The organism is Rhodoferax sp. ZS1R25 (genome assembly GCF_056521335.1).
Genome location: NZ_JBWMAZ010000001.1, coordinates 1,888,627 through 1,908,952, shown reverse-complemented (window position 1 = coordinate 1,908,952; position 20,326 = coordinate 1,888,627). Strand labels below are relative to the sequence as shown.

The following is a 20,326-nucleotide window of genomic DNA, read 5'->3' as shown; positions in this document are numbered from 1 at the left end:
AAATGCCCGTTTACCGAACAATCCACTCGACATGAACGCTTCTAAAGGTCCGATCCGGGGCAGCATCGTAGCCCTCATTACCCCGATGCTCGACGATGGCTCCGTGGACTACCCCGCGTTGCGCAAGTTGATCGACTGGCACATCGCCGAAGGCACTGACTGCATTGGCGTGGTTGGCACCACGGGCGAGTCCCCCACCGTCAGCGTGGAAGAGCATTGCGAAATCATCCGCGTGTCAGTGGAGCAGGCGGCTGGTCGCGTACCCATCATGGCCGGCTGCGGTGGCAACTCCACGCGCGAAGCCATTGCCTTGGCCAAGTTTGCCAAGGGCGTGGGCGCCGACTGCCAGCTGCAGGTCGTGCCCTACTACAACAAGCCAACCCAGGAAGGCCAGTTCCAACACTTCAAGGCGATTGCCGAATCCGTGGACCTGCCTGTGGTGCTGTACAACGTGCCCGGCCGATCTGTGGCCGATATGGCGCACGACACCGTGCTACGCCTGGCAGAAGTGCCTGGTATTGTGGGCATCAAGGAAGCCACCGGTAACATCGAGCGCGCCCAGTGGCTGATCAAGGAAGCGCCCAAGGGCTTCTCCATCTACTCGGGTGACGACCCCACCGCCGTGGCGCTGATGCTGTGCGGCGGCCATGGCAACGTGAGCGTGACCGCTAACGTGGCGCCCCGCCTGATGCACGAGCTGTGCGTGGCCGCGATTGCTGGCAATGTGGCCCGTGCCATGGAAATCCAGCTGCAACTGCTGCCCCTGCACAAGGCACTGTTTGTCGAATCCAATCCCATCCCCGTGAAGTGGGCCGTGGCCCGCATGGGCCTTTCCAAGCAGGCCCTGCGCCTGCCTTTGACCCAACTCACCGCGGCCAACCAGCCTGTCGTTGAGAAGGTACTCAAAGCCGCCGGACTGATCTAAGTCCCCCTTACCGTTCTAGGACATTCGTGAATTCCACTTCCAAAGTTTTTCTGCTGGCTGCGGCCGTCGCGCTGGGGGGCTGCTCGGCCCTGGAATCCGACAAGGTTGATTACCGCAGCACCGGCAAAGCGCCGTCGCTGGACATCCCCCCCGATTTGACCCAGTTGTCCAAGGACACCCGCTACACCATGGTCGGTGGCGCCGTATCGGCCTCGGGCTACCAGGCCAACCAAGCGGCCACCAGCAAGGCGCCCATTGCGGCGCTGGCCGTGGGCGATGTGCGGGTTGAGCGTGCGGGCAACCAACGCTGGCTGGTGGTCAACCGCCCGGCGGAAAAACTGTGGGAACCCGTGAAAGACTTTTGGCTGGAAAACGGCTTTCTGCTGGCCATGGACCAAAGCAACCTGGGCATCATGGAAACCGACTGGGCCGAAAACCGCGCCAAGATCCCGCAGGACATGATTCGTGCCGCATTGGGCAAACTGCTGGATTCGCTGTACTCCACGCCGGAGCGTGACAAGTTCCGCACCCGTTTGGAGCGGGATGCGAATGGCAACACCGAGATCTTCATCAGCCACCGCGGCATGCTGGAGGTGTACACCACCAATGGCGAAAAACAAACCGTGTGGCAACCACGTCCAGCGGATCCTGAGCTGGAAGCGGAATTCTTGCGCCGCCTGATGGTCAAGCTCGGCATGACGCCGGAGCAGGCCAAAGCACAGGTAGCGGCCAGCACGAGCAAGCCCACGGCCACCGTGAGCACCGTGAACGGCCAACCCGCTGTCTTGCTGGAAGAAGGATTTGACCGCGCCTGGCGCCGGGTCGGTCTGGCGTTGGACCGCACCGGTTTCACCGTGGAAGACCGGGACCGCAAACAGGGGATTTACTTTGTGCGCTACGTGGCAGCCACTTCGGAGAACTCCGAACCTGGCTTCTTCAGCAAGCTGTTCAGCGGTTCTGGCAAAGCCGCGCCGCCTGCCAAGTACCAGATCGCCGTGCGAAGCCAAGGTGAAAGTTCCACCGTGAATGTGCTGGACGCCACTGGAGCAGCCGAAACATCTGCCGTCGCACAGCGCATCGTCAAGGTCATCGCGGACGACATCAAGTAAATTCATCTGTGCTGCCTTTGGCAGTACAGGGACGAAAAAAAACCACCTTGCGGTGGTTTTTTTCTCTGCAAGCAGATTACTGCTTGGCTGGCTCGGAAGCAGCAGCGGCTGCAGCAGCAGCAGCAGGAGCTTCAGCAGCAGGCGCTGCAGCGGGTGCAGGAGCAGCAGCTGCGGCAGCAGCAGCAGGAGCTTCTTCTTTTTTACCGCAAGCAGCCAGGGCAGCGGCAGCGATCACGGCTGCCAAAACGAGAGATTTGTTCATTTTTAAAAACTAAGTGAGTTAACGAAACAATTTCCGGAAATTGTCTAACCAGCAAGCTGGCCAGCCCTGACAAAAAGCGTTCGATCTCTTTTCACCAGAGTTGTAAATTATACAAGACCCAAAATGGTGCCCGCGGGTAAACCCTCTTGCCCCGTTTACAGGCCCAAAATAGTGGCAGGAAAACCGGGCGAACTTTGCCTGCGGCACTCTTCCAGTTCCTCGCACAGCAGCACTCTGCGTTGCGGTTCCGTACCTGCCACCCCCACGCTACGCGTCACGTCCAGGCGGCGCATGGCCCATGCAGGGCTCCACAAGGCGCTGGGGAATTCACTGGCGTCCAGATGCTTGCACACCCGGCAGTCAATGAGGTGGTCCCACAGCCCGCGCCATTGCACAAACCGGTGCTGGTTGCGCTGAACCCCATCGTAGCTGCGTGCCAGCAGCGTCAAGCGTCCGCCTTTGCGCGACCAGGCATGCAAAGACTCGACCACCGCCTTTTCCCGCAGCGGCCAGTCATTGAAATCCGCATCGCTCCAGACCATGGTGAGCCAGCCCTCGTGCGCGGCGCACGCCAGTGCATCGCGCACCATTTGCGTGAATTCGGAGGGTCCCGAGAAGGGACCGTTCAACAGGGGTGAAGTGGCGTCAGTCATCGGGATGCAACCAGCCGGAGCCGCACCAGTCTTCCACCAACGCACGTGCGCCCGCACTCAGGCGTTTGACCTCTGCGGCGCTCAAGCCTCGCGTGTTCGCCAACTGCTGCATGAACTGGGCATCTTTGCCCGACGCATTGAAACTCTCACCATTGATGAACACGTGGTCTGTGTCGTACAGCATGCGGGTTTTGCGGTCCAGGCGTACCGCGCCCTGCACGTCGCCATCGCCATCGCCGCCGTCAAACCACACCTGGGCCTTGGGTTCACTCAGGTACTCGCCCAAGGCGCGGGCCACGGCCTTGGGGTCTTGCAGGGCTGCGCGCAAAGCTTCCTGGGCAAAGTCCAGTAGCGGCGCAGGCATGGCACCGCTATGGGCCACCGCATCCTGTTTGGGATCACGGTACAGGCTGGGAGCAACCTCATCCATGGCCTGCTCTGCCAGCCGCTGCAAAATCTCCTGCGCAAGCTCAGCGCGGTCTGGCGAGCGAAAGCCAATGGAATAGGTCATGCATTCGCCTTCAGCCACACCATCATGCGCGTACTTGGGTGGCAGGTACAGCATGTCCCCGGGCTCCAACACAAACTCTTCTTCGGGCTCAAAATTCGCCAAAATTTTGAGCGGGATATCGGGCTGCAAGCTCAGGTCTTTCTGGCGGCCAATGCGCCAGCGTCGACGGCCATGGGCTTGCAACAAAAACACGTCATAGCTGTCAAAGTGCGGTCCCACGCCACCGCCATCGCTGGCGTAGCTGATCATCACATCGTCCAGGCGCGCATCGGGCACAAATCGAAACTGGTTGATCAGCGCGTGCACGCGCTCGTCATGCAGATCCACCCCCTGCACCAACAGGGTCCACCCGGCTTGCTTAAAGGGCGGCAGCGCTTTGCGCGCGAACGGGCCGTGCTTGAAGCGCCAATCCGCCGCGTCTTTGGCAGACGCCTGCACCACCAACCGCGACTCCACATCTTCTTGCGCGGCCAAGTCCAGCAGCTCGGGACGGTCCAGCAACGGCCGAAAGCCCGGGATCGCCTGGCGGATGACCAGCGGCTTCTTCTGCCAGTGGCGTTGCATAAAGGTTTGTGGCGACAAACCGCCCAGGAGTTGCAAGGGTTCTTGGATGTTCATGGGACAATTCTGCATGGAAATTACTCAACAATGCGTCGTTGCCCTCACCTGGACGCTGAAAGACACTTTGGGCGAAGAACTGGACGTTTTGGACGAGCCGGTGGAATTTTTACTGGGCGGTCATGACCTCCTGCCCCCCATTGAAGCGGCGCTGCAAGGCCACGTGGCAGGCGAGGCCTTGGACCTGCAGATTGAGCCCGAACAGGCGTTTGGTGATTTCAATGACCAACTGCTATTTCTGGAGCCACGCGCCCTCTTCCCCGCGGAACTGCAAGAAGGCCTGACCATGGAAGGCCACGCGCTGCCAGCAGGCTGCAACCCGGACGCGCCCAAAGACGCGCTCTACACCATCACTGACATTTACCCCGAGCACGTGGTGCTGGACGGCAACCACCCGCTGGCGGGCATCGCCATTCGCATCAGCCTGAAAGTGGAATCGGTGCGCGAAGCCACCGAGGAAGAAATTGGCCGCGGCACCGCTGGCACCGGTTTTTTCCGCATTCAGCCAGTTCACGCCTCCGCCCCCGGCAGCGACACATTGCACTAGCGGTCGCATCTGCTCGCAGTGTCTTAGCTCAGGAACCCCGCGGAACCGGCTTTGCCGGGCCGATGGGGTTGTCCCCTTCCGGGGGAGAGGGGACTACACGCAGTGAGTCCCAACAGGGGGGTCAATTTTTCCCGGTCGAGCCGTAGCCGCCTTCGCCACGCTGTGATGCGGGAAACTCCGACACCACATTGAACTGCGCCTGCACCACCGGCACGATCATGAGTTGCGCAATGCGTTCCATGGGCTGGATGGTGAATTCCACGGCGCTGCGATTCCAGGCACTGACCATCAGCTGGCCCTGGTAATCACTGTCGATCAGGCCCACCAGATTGCCCAGCACAATGCCATGCTTGTGGCCCAGGCCCGAGCGCGGCAGGATCAGCGCAGCGTAAGCCGGATCCTCCAGGTAAATCGCCATGCCGGTGGGAACCAGTTGCCAAGCATTGGGCGCCAGGGTCAGTGGTGCGTCCAGGCAGGCGCGCAAATCCAGCCCTGCGCTACCAGGCGTGGCATAGGTGGGCAGGTTGTCATGCAGGCGGCTGTCGAGGATCTTGACGTCAATTTTCATGGGATAGGTTCAGTGGGTGGCACGTTGGCGCTTGGCAATCTCTGCAACCAGTTGCCTAGCCAACGCGAGTTTGGAGTTGCGGGGAAGTTCTTGGGCACCATGGGCATCGACCAGCAGCAGCGCGTTGTCGTCTTGCCCAAAGGTGGCGGGGCCGATGTTACCGACCAGCAGCGGCACGCCCTTGCGCGCCCGCTTGGCCGTGGCATGTGCCAGCAGGTCATGGCTCTCGGCTGCAAAGCCGACGCAGAACAGCGCACCGCTGGTAGCGCGCGGTGAACGGGCAATTTCCGCGAGGATGTCCACGTTTTCAACAAAGCCCAGCTGCGGCGTGTTGCCCGAGCCATCTTTCTTGATTTTTTGATCCGAAATCTGCGCGGGACGCCAGTCGGCCACGGCGGCCGTTGCTATAAAAATAGTAGCTACTGGCGCATATTCCACGGCGGCCGCATGCATATTTTGTGCAGATTTCACATCTACACGCTGCACACCGCGCGGCGTCGGCAAGGCCACGGGCCCCGCGACCAGCGTGACCTCAGCGCCGGCTTCACGCGCTGCGCGGGCAATGGCAAAGCCCATCTTGCCGCTGGAGAGGTTGGTGATGCCGCGTACGGGGTCAATCGCCTCAAACGTGGGGCCTGCGGTCACCAACACGTGCTGGCCGGCCAGCACCTTGGGCTGGAAGAAGGCGATCACGTCCTCCAGAAGCTCCTGCGGCTCAAGCATGCGACCGTCGCCGGTCTCGCCGCAGGCTTGAAACCCGGACCCCACGCCCAGCAGCGTAGCCCCATCCGCCTGCAATTGCGCCAGGTTGCGCTGGGTAGCGGGGTGCGCCCACATCTCGCGGTTCATGGCAGGGGCGATCAACAGGGGCACAGAATCCATGGGACGGGCCAGGCACATCAGGCTCAGTAAATCATCCGCACGGCCATGCAACAGCTTGGCCATGAAATCGGCGCTGCAAGGCGCAATCAGGATGGCGTCAGCCTCGCGACTCAGGTTGATGTGGGGCATGTTGTTGCGCTCACGCGCGTCCCACTGCGAGTCGTACACCGGGCGGTTGCTCAGCGCCTGCATGGTCACCGGGGTGATGAACTGCGCGGCCGCATCGGTCATCACGACCTGCACCGTGGCGCCCTGCTTGATCAACCCACGGCAGAGCTCAGCCGCCTTGTAGCAAGCGATGCCGCCGGTAAGCCCCAGAACAATGTGTTTGCCAGATAAATCCATGGAGTGCCTCTAGAGCCGAGGACCGCAATGTAGCAGACGCCTATAATCTCGCTTTACCACCTCATCGAACCCATAGGTTCGCCCCTGACATGACCAAATTTGTCTTCGTCACCGGCGGTGTGGTGTCTTCCCTTGGCAAGGGAATCGCCTCAGCCTCCTTAGCTGCGATTCTGGAATCGCGGGGCCTGACAGTCACCCTCATCAAGCTTGACCCCTACCTCAACGTAGACCCCGGCACCATGTCGCCCCTGCAGCACGGCGAGGTGTTTGTCACCGACGACGGCGCAGAAACCGATCTGGACTTGGGCCACTACGAGCGTTTCATCGAAACGCGCATGCGCAAGACCAACAACTTCACCACCGGCCAGATCTACAAGAGCGTGCTCGACAAAGAGCGCCGCGGTGACTACCTGGGCAAGACCGTGCAGGTCATTCCCCACGTGACCAACGAGATCCAGGAGTTTGTGAAGCGCGGTGCGCGCTTTGGTGAACCCGACGCGGTGGACGTGGCGATTGTGGAAATTGGCGGCACCGTGGGTGACATCGAGTCCCTGCCCTTCCTCGAAGCCGTGCGCCAGATGAGCCTGAAGCTCGGCCCCAACAACAGCGCCTTTGTGCATCTGAGCTACGTGCCCTGGATTGCTGCCGCTGGCGAACTCAAAACCAAGCCCACCCAGCACACGGCCAAGCAACTGCGCGAAATCGGTATTCAGGCAGACGCGCTGCTGTGCCGTGCGGACCGCCAGATCCCAGACGAAGAGCGCCAGAAAATTTCGCTGTTCTCCAATGTGCCCGAGTGGGGCGTGATCTCCATGTGGGATGTGGACACCATCTACAAGGTGCCACGCATGCTGCATGAGCAGGGCCTGGACGGCCTGATCTGCGACAAGCTGCGCCTGAACACCCCGCCCGCCAACTTGAAGCGCTGGGACGATCTGGTCTACGAGACCGAGCACCCCCAGGGTGAAGTCACCATTGCGATGGTCGGCAAGTACGTGGACCTGACCGACAGCTACAAATCGGTCAACGAAGCCCTGCGCCACGCCGGCATGAAGAACCATGTGCGCGTGAAGATCGAGCACGTGGACTCCGAAACCATCGACACCGCCAGCGTGAACCAGCTCGCCAAGTACGACGCCATCCTGGTACCCGGCGGCTTTGGCAAACGCGGCATCGAAGGCAAGATCAGTACCGCACGCTTCGCCCGCGAGAACAAGGTGCCCTACCTGGGCATCTGCCTGGGCATGCAGGTCGCTACCATCGAGTTTGCGCGCCATGTGGCAGGCCTCAAGGAAGCAAACAGCACCGAGTTCGAACCCGACAGCCCCAACCCAGTGATCGCACTGATCACCGAGTGGAAGGATGCGGACGGCACCATCAAAACCCGCAATGCCAACTCGGACCTGGGCGGCACCATGCGCCTGGGCGCACAAAGCTCGGACGTGACCAAGGGCACGCTCGCCCACAAGATTTACGGCAACGTGGTGACGGAGCGTCATCGGCACCGCTACGAGGCCAATGTGAACTACCTGGAACAGCTGCGCCAGGCCGGCCTGGTGATTTCTGCGCTGACCCAGCGTGAACAACTCACTGAGATCGTGGAGTTGCCACAGGCCGTGCACCCCTGGTTTGTAGGCGTGCAGTTCCACCCCGAATTCAAGTCCACGCCCTGGAACGGACACCCGCTGTTCAATGCCTTTATCAAGGCTGCAGTGGACCACCAGTCCGAAGGCAAGAATCTGAAAGCGGTCGCCTGATGAAACTCTGTGGATTTGACGTTGGCCTGGAGCACCGCTTCTTCCTGATTGCCGGCACTTGCTCCATCGAAGGACTGGAAATGTCCATTGATGTGGCGGGCCAGCTCAAGGAAGCGTGCACCGCCTTGGGCATCCCTCTGATCTATAAGGGCTCCTTCGACAAGGCCAACCGCTCCTCCGGCACCAGCAAGCGCGGCGTCGGCCTGGACGCCGGCCTGAAAATCTTGGATGAGGTACGCCGCCAACTGCAATTGCCTATCCTGACCGATGTGCATGACGAATCCCATGTGGCCGAAGTCGCCAGCGTGGTGGACGTGCTGCAGACACCCGCCTTCCTGTGCCGCCAGACCGACTTCATTCGCGCTGTGGCACAAAGCGGCAAACCGGTGAATATCAAGAAGGGCCAGTTCCTTGCGCCCTGGGATATGAAAAACGTGATTGACAAGGCCCGCGCCGCCGCCGAAGAAGCCGGGCTATCGCCGGACAGCTTCCTGGCCTGCGAACGTGGCGTGAGCTTCGGCTACAACAACCTCGTAGCCGACATGACCAGCCTGGCCGAAATGCGCAAGTCGGGTGCACCTGTAGTGTTCGACGTGACCCACTCGGTGCAAAAGCCCGGTGGCCTGGGTGGCACGAGCGGTGGTGCGCGCGACATGGTGCCCGTGCTGGCCCGAGCCGGTGTAGCGGCAGGCGTGGCTGGTCTCTTCATGGAGACCCATCCCAACCCCGCCGAAGCCTGGTCTGACGGCCCCAATGCCGTGCCGCTCAAGCACATGAAGGCGCTACTGGAAACCCTGGTGGCACTGGATTCCGTAACCAAAAAAACTCCCCTCCTGGAAGACAATTTCCAGTAAGGGCCCGCATCATTCAGCCTGCCGTTTTGTTTGTCTGTTTTTGAACTTGAAAGAAACCCATGAGCGCAATTGTTGATATCGTCGGTCGCGAAATTCTGGACTCCCGTGGCAACCCCACCGTGGAATGCGATGTGTTGCTGGAGTCGGGCACCATGGGCCGTGCGGCCGTGCCCTCCGGTGCATCCACCGGTTCACGCGAAGCCATTGAGCTGCGTGACGGCGACAAGAAGCGCTATCTCGGCAAGGGCGTGCTCAAGGCCGTCGAACACATCAACACCGAAATCTCCGAAGCCGTGTTGGGCCTGGACGCTTCCGAGCAAGCCTTCCTGGACAAGACCCTGATCGACCTGGACGGTACCGAGAACAAGTCCCGCCTGGGCGCCAACGCGATGTTGGCCGTGTCCATGGCCGTTGCCCGTGCAGCCGCTGAAGAAGCTGGCCTGCCCCTGTACCGCTATTTCGGCGGCATGCGCAGCGTGCAAATGCCCGTGCCGATGATGAACGTGATCAACGGCGGCGAACACGCCAACAACAACTTGGATCTGCAAGAGTTGATGATCATTCCCGTGGGCGCCCCCAGCTTCCGCGAAGCCCTGCGCTGGGGTGCCGAAGTGTTCCACGCGCTGAAGAAAATACTGCACGACAAAGACATCAGCACCGCCGTGGGCGACGAAGGTGGCTTTGCCCCCAACGTAGAAAACCACGAAGCCGCCATTCAGATGATTCTGGAAGCGATCGACAAAGCTGGCTATGTGGCTGGTGAACAAATCGCCCTGGGCCTGGACTGCGCTGCCTCCGAGTTCTACAAGGACGGTAAATACAACTTGGCTGGCGAAGGCCTGATCTTGTCGAGCCAGGAATGGACCGACATGTTGGCCACCTGGGTCGACAAATACCCCATCATCAGCATTGAAGACGGCATGGCCGAAGGCGACTGGGACGGCTGGAAGATCCTGACCGACCGCCTGGGCAAGAAGGTCCAGATCGTGGGTGACGATTTGTTTGTGACCAACACCAAGATCCTGAAAGAAGGCATCGACAAGGGCATTGCCAACTCGATCCTGATCAAGATCAACCAGATCGGCACCTTGACCGAAACCTTCGCCGCCATCGAAATGGCCAAGTGCGCCGGCTACACCGCCGTCATCAGCCACCGTTCGGGCGAAACCGAAGACTCGACCATCTCTGACATCGCCGTGGGCACCAACGCTGGTCAGATCAAAACCGGTTCGCTGAGCCGTTCCGACCGCATGGCCAAGTACAACCAGTTGCTGCGCATCGAAGAAGACTTGGGTGATGTGGCTGTGTACCCCGGCCGCGCTGCCTTCTACAACCTGCGCTAAAGCGCAAGCCGCCGCCCTGCCACCGTATGAGCAGCCGACTTGTTCCCGCTGCGTTGATCGCGTTGTTGGTCATCTTGCACGCCCAGCTGTGGTTTGGGCGCGGCAGCGTTCCCAATGTGTCCCGGCTGTCCGGCCAGTTGGACGCCCAAAAGCAGCACAATGCCCAGGCCGCCCTGGCCAACGAACGGCTGGTTGCCGAAATCCATGATCTGCGCGAAGGCCTGGAGATCGTGGAAGAAAAAGCCCGCTCTGAATTGGGCATGGTGAAAGCCAACGAGATTTACGTGCAAGTGGCCCGCTGAGCGGCTCTGATGCCCGCATGAAAATTGCCATCCTGGGCGCGGAATGCAGTGGCAAGTCCACGCTGAGCCAGGCGCTTCTCGCACCGCTGACCACCCGTTACCCCGAAGTCGCCGCCATTGACGAATACCTGCGCACTTGGTGCGAAGTGCATGGCCGCCCACCCCAGGCGCATGAGCAGGCCCATGTGGCCCATACCCAGGCACAACGCATCCAGCAAGCCACGGCGGCGTGCATCATCGCCGATACCACCCCCCTGATCACCGCCGTCTACAGCGATGTGCTGTTCAACGACCCCACGCTCTACCCCGAGGCCATTGCCTTTCAGCGCACGCTGGATGTGACATTGGTGATGGGGCTGGACATAGCATGGGTGGCGGACGGTATACAGCGCGACGGCCTCGCCATCCGGCAACGCATTGATACGCGTTTGCGCGAGGTACTGCTCGCACATAAATTGCCCTTTGCCAGCGTCTACGGCCAGGGCACCCAGCGCACCGAGGCAGCGCTAACGGCAATCACCCACGCCAGCACCAAACACCATGCGCCGCAAGACAAGGGCCAGCCATGGGTATGGGTCTGCGACACCTGCTCCGATGCCGCCTGCGAACACCGGCTGTTCAGCCGGTTAACGCCAAGTTCAGTGGGGCGTTGAGCCGCCCGCGACACGCTGCACTGGTTCTGCAAACAGCTCTGCCGCGTCCACCGGGTCAAAACGGTACTGCACGCCACAGAACTCGCACGCCACTTCGATGTCTTCGCGCTCGGTCAGGATGGTTTCCACCTCTTCACGCCCCAGGCCCACAATCATCCGAGCCACCCGCTCGCGGCTGCAGCTGCAGACAAAGCGCGGAGCGGCCTCACCCTCCAACGGCTCAAAGCGGACCAGTTGCTCTTCCCAAAACAGACGACGCAAGATCGTATCCACGTCCAGATTCAGCAGCTCCTCGCGCTTGAGGCTGCTGGCCAGCGTGGCGATACGGTTGTAGTGCTCGTTCACCCCAATCGCGTCTTCGTTTTCTTTGGACACCATGCTGCCGGAGAGATTGCCTTGGCCCGCCATGGGCAACCGCTGGATCAACAGCCCCGCCGCAACCTTGTCATTGGCAGCCAGCACCAGCGTGGTGTCGAGCTGCTCGCTCTGCAGCATGTAGTGCTCCAGCACCTCGCTGAGCTTTTCGATCGGGCGGCCATGGTCATCAAACAAGGGCACCACGCCCTGGTAGGGCTGCTGCCCGGGGAATTTGGTCTTGGGGTCCAGGGTGATGGCGCAACGGCCCTGGTTGCTGGCGTTCACCATCTGGCTCAGCGTCGCATCGGGCGCCACGTCGCCAGCCACCGTGGCGGTGGCACGCAAAGTCAGGTCCGATTGCACCTCCACCACGGCCACCTTGACGGGTCCGTCGCCAAAGATCTGCAAGACCAGGGCGCCATCAAACTTGATGTTGGATTGCATCAAGGTCGCGGCAGCCGTCATCTCGCCCAGCATGTCCTGCACCGGCACCGGGTAAGCGCCCGTGACCGAGTTGGACGCCCTGCGCCGCAGTATTTCTACCCAGGCATCGGTCAAGCGCACGATGGCGCCCCGCACGGGCAAGCCATCAAACAAAAACTTGTGCAATTCAGACATGCACGTCTCCAGTCAAGCCAGGCCAGAGTGGCCCAGCGGGGTTAAGCAATTTTCTTCAGTCCGTTTTTGAAACGCTGGGCGTTCTCAACATAGTGCAGTGCACTCATGCGCAGGCCGGCCTGCTGTTCAGGGGAGAGTTCACGCACCGCTTTGGCGGGGCTGCCCAGGATCATGGAGCCATCTGGAAACTCCTTGCCCTCGGTCACCAAGGCCCCTGCGCCCACAATGCAGCCCTTGCCGATCTTGGCGCCATTGAGCACGATGGCACCGATACCAATCAGCGAGCCATCGCCCACGGTGCAGCCGTGCAGCATGACCTTGTGACCGACGGTCACGTTCTCTCCAATGGTCAGCGGCTTGCCGATGTCGGCGTGCAGCACGCTGGCATCCTGGATGTTGGAACCTTTGCCGATGCGGATGGTCTCGGTATCACCACGCACCACCGCACCAAACCAAACACTGGCGTCGTCGGCCAACTCCACATTGCCCATGACCTGGGCGCTATCGGCCACCCAGGCCGAGGAGGCCACACGGGGTGCCACTCCATCGAGTTCATAAATGGCCATGTTGTACTTTCAGAAGCGCGCAAAACCTAGAATTGTAGAGATGGAACTCCGACACCGCGCGCTGCACGCCTTTTGCCTGACCGATGCGCTTGAAAAGGCTGATGCAACGCAGGCGCTATGGGCGGACGCCGCCACCCTCCCTCTGGACACCGCCGTGGTATTGCCGTGGCCAGAGCAGCCGGGGCGCCCGCCCCACCCCACCCAGGTGCACCCCAAAGATGTGCCGCGCCGCACACCATTCACGGCGGATGGCCATGCGGCGCTCATGCATTCCATCGCGCACATTGAATTCAATGCGGTCAATCTGGCCCTGGATGCAGTCTGGCGCTTTCCAGACATGCCCCCCGCGTATTACCTGGACTGGCTGCGCGTCGCCCAGGAGGAGGCCCAACACTTCAAGCTGCTGCAGGCCCATCTGCGCGCCCGCGGGTACGACTACGGAAGTTTTCCGGCCCATGACGGCCTGTGGACCGTGTGCGACAACACCCGCCACGATGTAGTGGCCCGCATGGCCCTGGTCCCCCGCACCATGGAAGCCCGTGGGCTGGATGCCATTCCCCTGATCCAAGCCAAGCTGCGCAAAGTGGGAACGCCTGACGCCCTGCAAGCGATAGCCATATTGGATGTGATTCTGGAAGAGGAAGTGGGGCACGTGACCATTGGCAACCAGTGGTACCACTGGCTTTGTAAGCAAAAAGCGCTGGAACCCGGCGCGTTCTATGCGCAAGCTGCTATCAAACATGCAGCACCCCGCCCCAAGCCCCCCTTCAACCTGGAAGCCCGCAAGCGCGCGGGATTCTCGGAGGCGGAGATGCAGGCCTTCTCGGGCCCGGCTTGAACTGCAAGCCCACGTCTAGAATGCACTGAACATTGCACTGCACCATGTCTGACTCCGCCCCAACCGCATCCAGCCCCGCCTCCATTGCGATCGCCCGCCAGGCCATCCTGGACGCCCAACGCATGGTGTTTGGCTACGAGTTGTTTGACCGATCGGTGCGAGCCGACCAGCACACCGCCTCCAGCGACGCGCAGCTGCTGTTCAACCTGCTGTCCCTGGCAGACAACGAACCGCTGATGGACCGGAAAACCCTGTTCATCAACTGCACCCATGACAGCCTGGCCGGTGGCCACCTGGAACTGGTCGCGCCCGACCACATCGTGCTGGAAATCCCCCCGCTGTCTGTCTCGGAAGTGGACCAGATCAAGACCCGCTTCCCCACCTTGCAAACCATTCGCGACCGCGGTTTCCGGCTGGCGTTTGACTACTCGGTGCTCACCCGCTCCTACGAAGACTGGTTGCCCCTGGCCTCCTTCATCAAGTTCGATCTGTCGGTCCTCAAGCCGCAGGCCGTGGCCTCGTTTATCAAGCTGGCACGGGGCAAGTCCAGCGCCGTGTTGATTGCTGAAAAGGTAGAGACCGTACAGCAGCACGAGATGCTGCAGGAGCTGGGCATTACCCTCTTCCAGGGCTACTGGTTTGCCAAACCGGTGCTGGTAGAAGGCCAGAGCATACGGCCGGCGCAAGCCACCATCCTGCAACTGATCAACCTGGTGCGCAAGCAGGCCAGCACCAATGAAATTGAGGAGGTGCTCAAGCGCGACCCCACGCTGTCATTCAACCTGCTGCGCTTCATCAACTCGGCAGGCTTTGGTTTGCGCACCGAAGTCACTTCGTTCAAGCACGCCGTCATGTTGCTGGGGCTCAAGAAGCTGTTCAAGTGGGCCGCCTTGCTGCTGACCACCTCACAGGCTGGCGACACGCCACCTGCGGTGGGCAGCACCGCCGTGGTGCGAGGCCGGCTCATGGAACTGCTGGCGGGCGAGACCTTGCCGACGGACGAATGCGATAACGCGTTCGTGGTGGGCGTGTTTTCGCTCTTGGATACCTTGCTGGGCATTCCCATGCCCGCTGCCCTGGCCACGCTGACGCTGCCGGAATCGGTCACCAACGCCCTGCTCTACCGCACGGGCCCGCTGGCACCCTACCTGCTGCTCACCGAAGCGTGCGAATCGGGGGACGATGACGCCTTCGCCGAAACCACCACCGCGCTGGGCCTGAGCAGCAACCAGGTGAACTGGGCCCACCTGCAGGCGCTGGCCTGGGCAGAAACCTTGCTCGACTAAACCCCGCGCGCGGCTAGCCGCGCGGATGGTGCTGGGCGTGCAGCGCGGCCAAACGCTCGCGCGCCACATGGGTGTAGATGGTGGTGGTGGAAATATCCGCATGGCCCAGCAGCATTTGCACCGAGCGCAAATCGGCCCCGTGGTTCAGCAAATGCGTGGCGAACGCGTGGCGCAAGGTGTGCGGTGACATGGGCGCGCGAATGCCCGCCGCCAGCGCGTACTTTTTTACGATGCCCCAGAACATCACCCGTGACATGGCGGTGCCTGCCTGTACACCGCGTGAGGTGATGAACAAGTCTTGCGTCTGCTTGGGCCCCAACAACTCCGCGCGGGCCTGGCCCAGGTAGCGCTGCAGCCACTGCGCCGCCACTTCGCCAAACGGCACCAAGCGCTCCTTCGATCCCTTGCCCAGCACGCGCAGTACGCCCTCGTTCAGGCCGAGGTTCAGCGTGCGCAGCGTCACCAGTTCGCTCACCCGCAAACCGCTGGCGTACATCAGCTCCAGCATGGTGCGGTCGCGCACGCCCAGGGCCGTGCTGGTATCTGGCGCAGCCAGCAAGGCCTCGACCTGGGCTTCAGTCAGGGTTTTGGGCACACGCAGGGCCTGCTTGGCAGCTTGCAGCTTGAGCGTGGGGTCCGCCGCTACCAGCCCCTCGCGCAGGGCCCAGCGGAAGTAGCGCCTGAACACGGTCAAGCGCCGGTTGGCCGTGGCGGCCTTGGTCTGCGCATGCTGCGCGCCAAAGTAGGCCTGGATGTCGTGCTCCCGTACACCCGGCAAGCTTCGGCCTTGCAGCCATTGGGCAAACAGGGTCAAGTCACGCCGGTAGGCCTGCAAGGTGTTTTTGGACAGCCCCTCTTCCAGCCACAGGGCATCGATAAAGGCATCTACCGACGCGGTGTCGGCTGCCACCGCAGCAACGGTCATTCCAGGTGCAATTTTGCGGACTCCACCACTTTCTTGTACACCTCAAACTCGGCCTTGATCTGGGCGGTGAACTGCTCCGGCGTGTTGCCCACCACCAAAGAGCCGGTTTCTTCAATGCGCTTTTTCACGGCCGGATCTTCCAGCACCTTGCGCACGGCCGCATTCACCTTGTCCACTACTTCTTTAGGCAGCCCCTTGGGGCCATAGATGCCGTAGAACGCCATGCGGTTCACCGGCTCCAGCCCCACCTCTTTGAAGGTGGGCACATTGGGCAACTGGGACAGACGCTGCGGTGCCGCCACCACAATGGGCACCAGCTTGTTGCTCTGGATAAACGGCAAAGCCGATGGCAGGTTGTCAAAAATCAACGGCACTTGGCCACCCACCGTGTCATTCAGGGCTGGGCCGGCGCCACGGTAGGGAATGTGCGTGATGAACACCCCTGCCAGGTTCTTGAACAACTCGGTCTGCATGTGGCCAATGCCACCCGTGCCCGAAGAGGCGTACGAATACTGCCCGGGATGGCTCTTGAGTTCCGCCATGAAACTCTTGAAGTCTTTGGCCGGAAAACTGGGATGCACCGCAATCACATTGGGCGTGGCCGCGATGTTGACGATGGGTGTGAAATCGGTGAGGGGGTTGTAGGGGTTCTTGGGGTTGATGGCAGGATTAGCGGCCACCGTGGACACGGTGGCAATGCCCAGCGAATACCCATCGGGCACGGCCTTGGCCGTTTCATTGGCACCGACCACTCCGCCGCCACCGGCTTTGTTTTCCACAATCACGCTTTGGCCCAACACCTTGCCCAGCGGGTCGGCAATCACACGGGCAATGATGTCGGTGGTGCCGCCCGGGGCAAAGGGCACTTGCAGCTTAATGAGTTTGTTGGGATAGCCCTGTGCCAGCGCAGCACTGGAGGCGGCCACCAGACCCATGGTGAACAGCAGACGACGCATGTGATTTCTCCTGTGGAATTTTCAGAATGGTACCCCGCGCCACCAGTTCTGCCATGCTGATTTGCGCCTACGTGGAAACCCGGGTGCCTGCACCCTGGCTGCTATCCTTGGCCTGTGAATTACGCCCAACTCCTTTTCCCTGATTTCTCCCTGATCCTGTGCGGTTACCTGGTCTGCCGCTACACCGCTCTGAACCGGCCGGTGTGGGAGCAGGTGGAGTCGCTGGTGTACTACTTTTTGTTCCCCGTGCTGCTGTTTCAGTCCATCGTCAAGAGTCCGCTGGATCTGGGGGCCGCCTCCAGCCTCATTGGTGCGGGGTGGGCCAGCGGGCTGGTGGGCATTGGACTGGCCTATGCCATTCCCCACCTGCCCTGGCTGCGCACCCATGTGGACGCGCGTGACCATGCCTCCAGCGCGCAAATTGCTTTTCGTTTCAATTCCTTCATCGGCCTGGCCATTGCCGATCGCTTGGCAGGCCTACAGGGTGTGCAGCTGATCGCGGTGCTGATTGGCGTGTGCGTGCCGGTGTTCAATGTGGCCGCGGTATGGCCCATGGCGCGCCATGCCCAGCGCGGCTTTGTTCGAGAACTGGTGCGCAACCCGCTGATCATTGCCACCGCTACCGGTCTGGTCGCCAACCTGCTGGGCTTTGCCATTCCGGCATGGATGGAGCCCACCGTGACGCGCTTGGGCGCCGCCTCGCTGGCGCTGGGGCTGATGGCCGCCGGCGCCGGTATGCAGCTGGGTGCGCTGGCGCGCGGCAAGGTGCTGGCCGCAGCGGTGATTGCCATTCGCCACCTGCTGACCCCCATCGTGGCCTGGGCCATTGCACGCGCCCTGGGCTTGAGCCCCACGCAGACCACCATCCTGCTGGCCTTCTCAGCCCTGCCCACGGCCTCCAGCTGCTATGTGCTCGCCGCGCGCATGGGCTACGACGGTGCCTACGTGGCGGCCCTGGTCACCGTGTCCACGGTGATGGGTATGGTCAGCCTGCCGTTTGCCCTGGGCGTGTTGCAGCGCCTCTGAGGCCGCGTTAGTACCAGTGCTGCAGCGCCTCGGCATGCAGCACATGGCGCTGGCCATCCTGCGGCGCCCACGACTCTGCGCTGCAGGCCGCACGGGTCAAAAAATCCAGCATCCACAAATGCCGGCGCAACACGCGCTGCTGGCGATGCCCAATCAGCGGGTTGAAGATGCCGTGGCGGCTGAACAGCTGGCGCGGGTTTTTCTTGATCCACAGCCACGACCCCATCTCCAGCGTCAGCGGCAGAAACACGCGCTCCGGCGCCTCGCGCGACTGCAGGTACAGGTGGTCCCACAGGTCGCCATGGGTCAGGTACTGCAGGCTCTGCGGTTCAAACACATAAGGGTGGTGGTTGTAGGTCTGGCGAAAAATCACCTGCAGCGCGTACATCTCGGCCAGGTGGTGCAGGGGTTGGCGCGTGTGGGCAAACGGAAACCACAGCCGGTCACTGAGCCCAAAGCCCGAATGGCAGTCCACTGACATGCTGAAGGGGCGTGGCAGCAACTCCTGCGCCACCACCTCGCACACGGCCTGGTTTTCCTCCTCCATAGGGACACCCACCAAGCCGCGGTACCACGGCAGGCGCGAACTCAGGCGCTGGCCACCCACCCAGGTGGGCACGGGCTCTAGCGCATCCACCGGGGCATTGCGCATCAGATCCACGCCACGCGGGTTGGCGCGCGTGCCCAACGCCATGCCACCAGGGTTCACCAGCGGAACGAACACCAGGCGCAATGACTCCAGCTGGCGGTGCAGGGTATGGTCCCAATTCAGCCGCATGACGATGCTGAGCAGGTAGGCCAACACCACTTCGGCGCCAATGCGCTCCAGCCCATGCACCCCGCCAAAGAAACCGATGGCGGGCACTTGGGGGTCCGGGTTGCCCAGGGCGATGGCGTACACCGGCAGGCTGGTGCCACGGCAGTCCACCTGGCGCACCACGCGCGTGTCCACGCGGTCCCCCGCGAGCTGGAGAATCCGCTCCAGTTCGGTCAGTGCAGCGAGTGCGCGGTGTTGCAAAACCAGCTCCTTGTTGGCCGCCAGCATAGCGGCGCAGCGCAGGTTTTAGGCACCCAAAACGTGCCTGATGCCAGCGCACCACACTGCCATGAAACCGTCACACAGGCCTCCTAGAGTGGCTGCATCTGCAAACCACCGGGAGCCCACCATGATCCTCAAGCTACTTGGCCTGCAACGCCTGCTCGATGAGCTGTTCGAAGACAACTGGCTGGAGCCAGTGGCTTTGATCGAGGTCTGAATGCGCAAGCGCACCACGCCCTCGCGCCCCTTTCTGCTGCCCTGGCTGGCCGTCACGATGGCGCTGGTGCAGGGCGTTGGGGAATTGCTGGCCTTGCAACGCACCCACCTTCCCCGCAAACGCCGCTGACCCTACACTGCCCGCATGAAAATCTTCAAGCGGCTGGTTCTGGGGTTGTTGGTATTGGTGGTGCTTGCCGTGGCGGCACTCACCTGGATGCTGGGCCACCCACCCAGTCTGAACGGCCTGGACCGTTTGCGCTGGTCGGCCGCACCACCGGCGCCCCAGGCACCGCTGCGGGTCAGCTTTCTGGGCGTGGCCACCGTGCTGCTGGACGACGGTGAAACCGCCCTGCTCACCGACGGTTTTTTCTCCCGCCCGAACAAGCTCACCACCTTTCTGCGCAAGGTGGAGCCCGATGTGGCCGGCATTGCCGCTGGCCTGCAACGCGCCGGCATTCCCCAGCGCACGGGCAAGCTCGCCGCGGTGATTCCCCTGCATTCCCATTACGACCACGCCATGGACGCCCCCGAGGTGGCCAAGCGCACCGGAGCCCTGCTGCTGGGCTCGTCATCCACCGCCATGGTGGGCCGCGGCTGGGGCCTGCCAGAGACGCAAATTCGCACCGCGCAGCTGCGCACACCCTACACCTTTGGTCGCTTCACCGTCACGCTGTACCCCGCGCTGCATACGCCCACTGGCTTTACCGGCGGCGAGATCACCGTACCCCTCGTCCCTCCTGTCCGTGCCACCGACTACAAGGAAGGCCAAAGCTATGTGGCCCGCATTGAGCACGATGGGCGCACGCTGCTGATCAGCGGCACCGCAGGCTTTGTGCCCGATGCGCTCAAGGGCGTGCAGGCCGACGTGGTGATGCTGGGCATCGGTGCCATGGGCCCGCGCAGCGAAGAACACAAAGAGGCCTACTGGCGCGAGACCGTGACCGCCGTGGGAGCGCGCCGCGTGATTCCCATCCATTGGGACGATTTCTGGATCCCTTCGACCCTGCCCATGCAGCCCATGCCGCCCCCGCTGGACGACTTTGAAGCCTCCATCGCCTTTTTGCAGCGCAAAGGGGCGCAGGACGGGGTGGAGATTCGCCTGCCCCTGGAATGGAAGGCGATGGACGTGTTTGCGGGGCTACCGCCGCGCCTCAAGTAAACCTGGCT

General features: G+C 61.9%; 23 protein-coding genes. 13 read left to right on the top strand and 10 right to left on the bottom strand.

Annotation, left to right across the window (positions count from 1 at the left end; all coding sequences use genetic code 11):
- Positions 1-31: 31 nt before the first annotated feature.
- Together dapA and bamC are read left to right on the top strand one after the other, a co-directional pair.
- Positions 32-925: a 4-hydroxy-tetrahydrodipicolinate synthase gene (dapA, locus tag AC097R_RS09140; protein WP_479597765.1), complete on the top strand. Its 894-nt coding sequence runs from the start codon at positions 32-34 to the stop codon at positions 923-925.
- Between the two features lie 26 nt (positions 926-951).
- Complete coding sequence (gene bamC / locus AC097R_RS09135; protein WP_479597764.1) at positions 952-2,034, top strand: outer membrane protein assembly factor BamC; 1,083 nt, start codon at positions 952-954, stop codon at positions 2,032-2,034.
- A gap of 76 nt (positions 2,035-2,110) precedes the next feature.
- Here the strand turns inward: bamC and AC097R_RS09130 are convergent, their stop codons facing one another.
- The 3 genes from AC097R_RS09130 to AC097R_RS09120 all read right to left on the bottom strand — a co-directional run bounded on the left by AC097R_RS09130 (position 2,111) and on the right by AC097R_RS09120 (position 4,078).
- Positions 2,111-2,296: a hypothetical protein gene (locus tag AC097R_RS09130; RefSeq protein WP_479597763.1), complete on the bottom strand. Its 186-nt coding sequence runs from the start codon at positions 2,294-2,296 to the stop codon at positions 2,111-2,113.
- 155 nt (positions 2,297-2,451) lie between these two features.
- On the bottom strand, positions 2,452-2,949 hold the full coding sequence (locus AC097R_RS09125; protein ID WP_479597762.1) for a hypothetical protein: 498 nt from the start codon (positions 2,947-2,949) through the stop codon (positions 2,452-2,454).
- Positions 2,942-4,078 (bottom strand): JmjC domain-containing protein, encoded by a 1,137-nt coding sequence (locus tag AC097R_RS09120; protein ID WP_479597761.1) that lies wholly within the window; start codon positions 4,076-4,078, stop codon positions 2,942-2,944. The genes AC097R_RS09125 and AC097R_RS09120 overlap by 8 nt, the downstream gene beginning before the upstream one ends.
- Positions 4,079-4,091: 13 nt before the next feature.
- On the opposite strand from AC097R_RS09120, the gene AC097R_RS09115 reads away from it, so the two are divergent.
- Positions 4,092-4,625 (top strand): FKBP-type peptidyl-prolyl cis-trans isomerase, encoded by a 534-nt coding sequence (locus tag AC097R_RS09115; RefSeq protein ID WP_479597760.1) that lies wholly within the window; start codon positions 4,092-4,094, stop codon positions 4,623-4,625.
- 121 nt (positions 4,626-4,746) lie between these two features.
- On the opposite strand, the gene dut is transcribed toward AC097R_RS09115, so the two are convergent.
- Together dut and coaBC are read right to left on the bottom strand one after the other, a co-directional pair.
- A complete protein-coding gene (gene dut / locus AC097R_RS09110; protein ID WP_479597759.1) occupies positions 4,747-5,193 on the bottom strand; it encodes a dUTP diphosphatase in 447 nt (148 codons plus the stop codon).
- Positions 5,194-5,202: 9 nt separating this feature from the next.
- Entirely contained in the window at positions 5,203-6,420 is a 1,218-nt protein-coding gene (gene coaBC, locus AC097R_RS09105; RefSeq protein ID WP_479597758.1) for a bifunctional phosphopantothenoylcysteine decarboxylase/phosphopantothenate--cysteine ligase CoaBC, read from the bottom strand.
- An 89-nt stretch (positions 6,421-6,509) separates the two neighbouring features.
- Between coaBC and AC097R_RS09100 the strand changes: the two genes are divergently transcribed.
- Genes AC097R_RS09100 through AC097R_RS09080 form a run of 5 tightly spaced genes read left to right on the top strand, consistent with a single transcriptional unit; the run spans position 6,510 to position 11,329 of the window.
- The gene (locus AC097R_RS09100; protein ID WP_479597757.1) at positions 6,510-8,177 is read left to right on the top strand and encodes a CTP synthase; all 1,668 of its coding nucleotides are present in this window, start codon (positions 6,510-6,512) and stop codon (positions 8,175-8,177) included.
- Positions 8,177-9,031 carry a 3-deoxy-8-phosphooctulonate synthase gene (gene kdsA, locus AC097R_RS09095; RefSeq protein ID WP_479597756.1) on the top strand — a complete coding sequence of 285 codons (855 nt, stop codon included), beginning with the start codon at positions 8,177-8,179 and terminating at the stop codon, positions 9,029-9,031. Before AC097R_RS09100 ends, kdsA begins: the two co-directional genes overlap by 1 nt.
- 59 nt (positions 9,032-9,090) lie before the next feature.
- Positions 9,091-10,374 carry a phosphopyruvate hydratase gene (eno, locus tag AC097R_RS09090; protein ID WP_479597755.1) on the top strand — a complete coding sequence of 428 codons (1,284 nt, stop codon included), beginning with the start codon at positions 9,091-9,093 and terminating at the stop codon, positions 10,372-10,374.
- A 26-nt stretch (positions 10,375-10,400) separates the two neighbouring features.
- Positions 10,401-10,676, top strand: a complete 276-nt coding sequence (locus AC097R_RS09085) for a septum formation initiator family protein (protein ID WP_479597754.1) — start codon at positions 10,401-10,403, stop codon at positions 10,674-10,676.
- A 17-nt stretch (positions 10,677-10,693) separates the two neighbouring features.
- On the top strand, positions 10,694-11,329 hold the full coding sequence (locus AC097R_RS09080; protein ID WP_479597753.1) for an AAA family ATPase: 636 nt from the start codon (positions 10,694-10,696) through the stop codon (positions 11,327-11,329).
- Here AC097R_RS09080 and hslO read toward each other — a convergent pair.
- Both hslO and AC097R_RS09070 read right to left on the bottom strand, forming a co-directional pair.
- Positions 11,315-12,304, bottom strand: coding sequence for an Hsp33 family molecular chaperone HslO (hslO, locus tag AC097R_RS09075; protein ID WP_479597752.1), 990 nt, complete (start codon positions 12,302-12,304; stop codon positions 11,315-11,317). The genes AC097R_RS09080 and hslO overlap by 15 nt on opposite strands.
- A gap of 41 nt (positions 12,305-12,345) precedes the next feature.
- Positions 12,346-12,870 (bottom strand): gamma carbonic anhydrase family protein, encoded by a 525-nt coding sequence (locus tag AC097R_RS09070; protein ID WP_479597751.1) that lies wholly within the window; start codon positions 12,868-12,870, stop codon positions 12,346-12,348.
- A 40-nt stretch (positions 12,871-12,910) separates the two neighbouring features.
- Here AC097R_RS09070 and AC097R_RS09065 point away from each other — a divergent pair, with 40 nt between their 5' ends.
- Together AC097R_RS09065 and AC097R_RS09060 are read left to right on the top strand one after the other, a co-directional pair.
- The gene (locus tag AC097R_RS09065) at positions 12,911-13,708 is read left to right on the top strand and encodes a ferritin-like domain-containing protein (RefSeq protein WP_479597750.1); all 798 of its coding nucleotides are present in this window, start codon (positions 12,911-12,913) and stop codon (positions 13,706-13,708) included.
- A gap of 44 nt (positions 13,709-13,752) precedes the next feature.
- Positions 13,753-14,994, top strand: coding sequence for an EAL and HDOD domain-containing protein (locus AC097R_RS09060; protein ID WP_479597749.1), 1,242 nt, complete (start codon positions 13,753-13,755; stop codon positions 14,992-14,994).
- Positions 14,995-15,007: 13 nt separating this feature from the next.
- Here AC097R_RS09060 and xerD read toward each other — a convergent pair whose 3' ends face one another.
- Together xerD and AC097R_RS09050 are read right to left on the bottom strand one after the other, a co-directional pair.
- Positions 15,008-15,919: a site-specific tyrosine recombinase XerD gene (xerD, locus tag AC097R_RS09055; protein ID WP_479597748.1), complete on the bottom strand. Its 912-nt coding sequence runs from the start codon at positions 15,917-15,919 to the stop codon at positions 15,008-15,010.
- The gene (locus tag AC097R_RS09050) at positions 15,916-16,875 is read right to left on the bottom strand and encodes a tripartite tricarboxylate transporter substrate binding protein BugE (protein WP_479597747.1); all 960 of its coding nucleotides are present in this window, start codon (positions 16,873-16,875) and stop codon (positions 15,916-15,918) included. Before AC097R_RS09050 ends, xerD begins: the two co-directional genes overlap by 4 nt.
- A gap of 114 nt (positions 16,876-16,989) precedes the next feature.
- Here AC097R_RS09050 and AC097R_RS09045 point away from each other — a divergent pair, with 114 nt between their 5' ends.
- Positions 16,990-17,901 (top strand): AEC family transporter, encoded by a 912-nt coding sequence (locus AC097R_RS09045; RefSeq protein ID WP_479597746.1) that lies wholly within the window; start codon positions 16,990-16,992, stop codon positions 17,899-17,901.
- Positions 17,902-17,908: 7 nt separating this feature from the next.
- Here AC097R_RS09045 and AC097R_RS09040 read toward each other — a convergent pair whose 3' ends face one another.
- On the bottom strand, positions 17,909-18,919 hold the full coding sequence (locus tag AC097R_RS09040; protein ID WP_479597745.1) for a M14 family zinc carboxypeptidase: 1,011 nt from the start codon (positions 18,917-18,919) through the stop codon (positions 17,909-17,911).
- Positions 18,920-19,157: 238 nt separating this feature from the next.
- Here AC097R_RS09040 and AC097R_RS09035 point away from each other — a divergent pair, with 238 nt between their 5' ends.
- Positions 19,158-19,286 (top strand): hypothetical protein, encoded by a 129-nt coding sequence (locus AC097R_RS09035; RefSeq protein WP_479597744.1) that lies wholly within the window; start codon positions 19,158-19,160, stop codon positions 19,284-19,286.
- Positions 19,287-19,301: 15 nt separating this feature from the next.
- A complete protein-coding gene (locus AC097R_RS09030) occupies positions 19,302-20,318 on the top strand; it encodes an MBL fold metallo-hydrolase (RefSeq protein ID WP_479597743.1) in 1,017 nt (338 codons plus the stop codon).
- Positions 20,319-20,326: the final 8 nt, after the last annotated feature.

Bases quoted from the DNA above. Each gene is read 5' to 3' on its own strand.
- coaBC (WP_479597758.1), bottom strand. From the start codon at position 6,420: ATGGATTTATCTGGCAAACACATTGTTCTGGGGCTTACCGGCGGCATC.
- AC097R_RS09060 (WP_479597749.1), top strand. From the start codon at position 13,753: ATGTCTGACTCCGCCCCAACCGCATCCAGCCCCGCCTCCATTGCGATC.
- AC097R_RS09065 (WP_479597750.1), top strand. From the start codon at position 12,911: ATGGAACTCCGACACCGCGCGCTGCACGCCTTTTGCCTGACCGATGCG.
- AC097R_RS09030 (WP_479597743.1), top strand. From the start codon at position 19,302: ATGAAAATCTTCAAGCGGCTGGTTCTGGGGTTGTTGGTATTGGTGGTG.
- AC097R_RS09120 (WP_479597761.1), bottom strand. From the start codon at position 4,078: ATGAACATCCAAGAACCCTTGCAACTCCTGGGCGGTTTGTCGCCACAA.
- AC097R_RS09085 (WP_479597754.1), top strand. From the start codon at position 10,401: ATGAGCAGCCGACTTGTTCCCGCTGCGTTGATCGCGTTGTTGGTCATC.
- hslO (WP_479597752.1), bottom strand. From the start codon at position 12,304: ATGTCTGAATTGCACAAGTTTTTGTTTGATGGCTTGCCCGTGCGGGGC.
- eno (WP_479597755.1), top strand. From the start codon at position 9,091: ATGAGCGCAATTGTTGATATCGTCGGTCGCGAAATTCTGGACTCCCGT.
- dut (WP_479597759.1), bottom strand. From the start codon at position 5,193: ATGAAAATTGACGTCAAGATCCTCGACAGCCGCCTGCATGACAACCTG.
- AC097R_RS09115 (WP_479597760.1), top strand. From the start codon at position 4,092: ATGGAAATTACTCAACAATGCGTCGTTGCCCTCACCTGGACGCTGAAA.
- AC097R_RS09035 (WP_479597744.1), top strand. From the start codon at position 19,158: ATGCGCAAGCGCACCACGCCCTCGCGCCCCTTTCTGCTGCCCTGGCTG.
- AC097R_RS09130 (WP_479597763.1), bottom strand. From the start codon at position 2,296: ATGAACAAATCTCTCGTTTTGGCAGCCGTGATCGCTGCCGCTGCCCTG.
- AC097R_RS09050 (WP_479597747.1), bottom strand. From the start codon at position 16,875: ATGCGTCGTCTGCTGTTCACCATGGGTCTGGTGGCCGCCTCCAGTGCT.
- AC097R_RS09125 (WP_479597762.1), bottom strand. From the start codon at position 2,949: ATGACTGACGCCACTTCACCCCTGTTGAACGGTCCCTTCTCGGGACCC.
- AC097R_RS09070 (WP_479597751.1), bottom strand. From the start codon at position 12,870: ATGGCCATTTATGAACTCGATGGAGTGGCACCCCGTGTGGCCTCCTCG.
- kdsA (WP_479597756.1), top strand. From the start codon at position 8,177: ATGAAACTCTGTGGATTTGACGTTGGCCTGGAGCACCGCTTCTTCCTG.
- dapA (WP_479597765.1), top strand. From the start codon at position 32: ATGAACGCTTCTAAAGGTCCGATCCGGGGCAGCATCGTAGCCCTCATT.
- AC097R_RS09080 (WP_479597753.1), top strand. From the start codon at position 10,694: ATGAAAATTGCCATCCTGGGCGCGGAATGCAGTGGCAAGTCCACGCTG.
- xerD (WP_479597748.1), bottom strand. From the start codon at position 15,919: ATGACCGTTGCTGCGGTGGCAGCCGACACCGCGTCGGTAGATGCCTTT.
- AC097R_RS09100 (WP_479597757.1), top strand. From the start codon at position 6,510: ATGACCAAATTTGTCTTCGTCACCGGCGGTGTGGTGTCTTCCCTTGGC.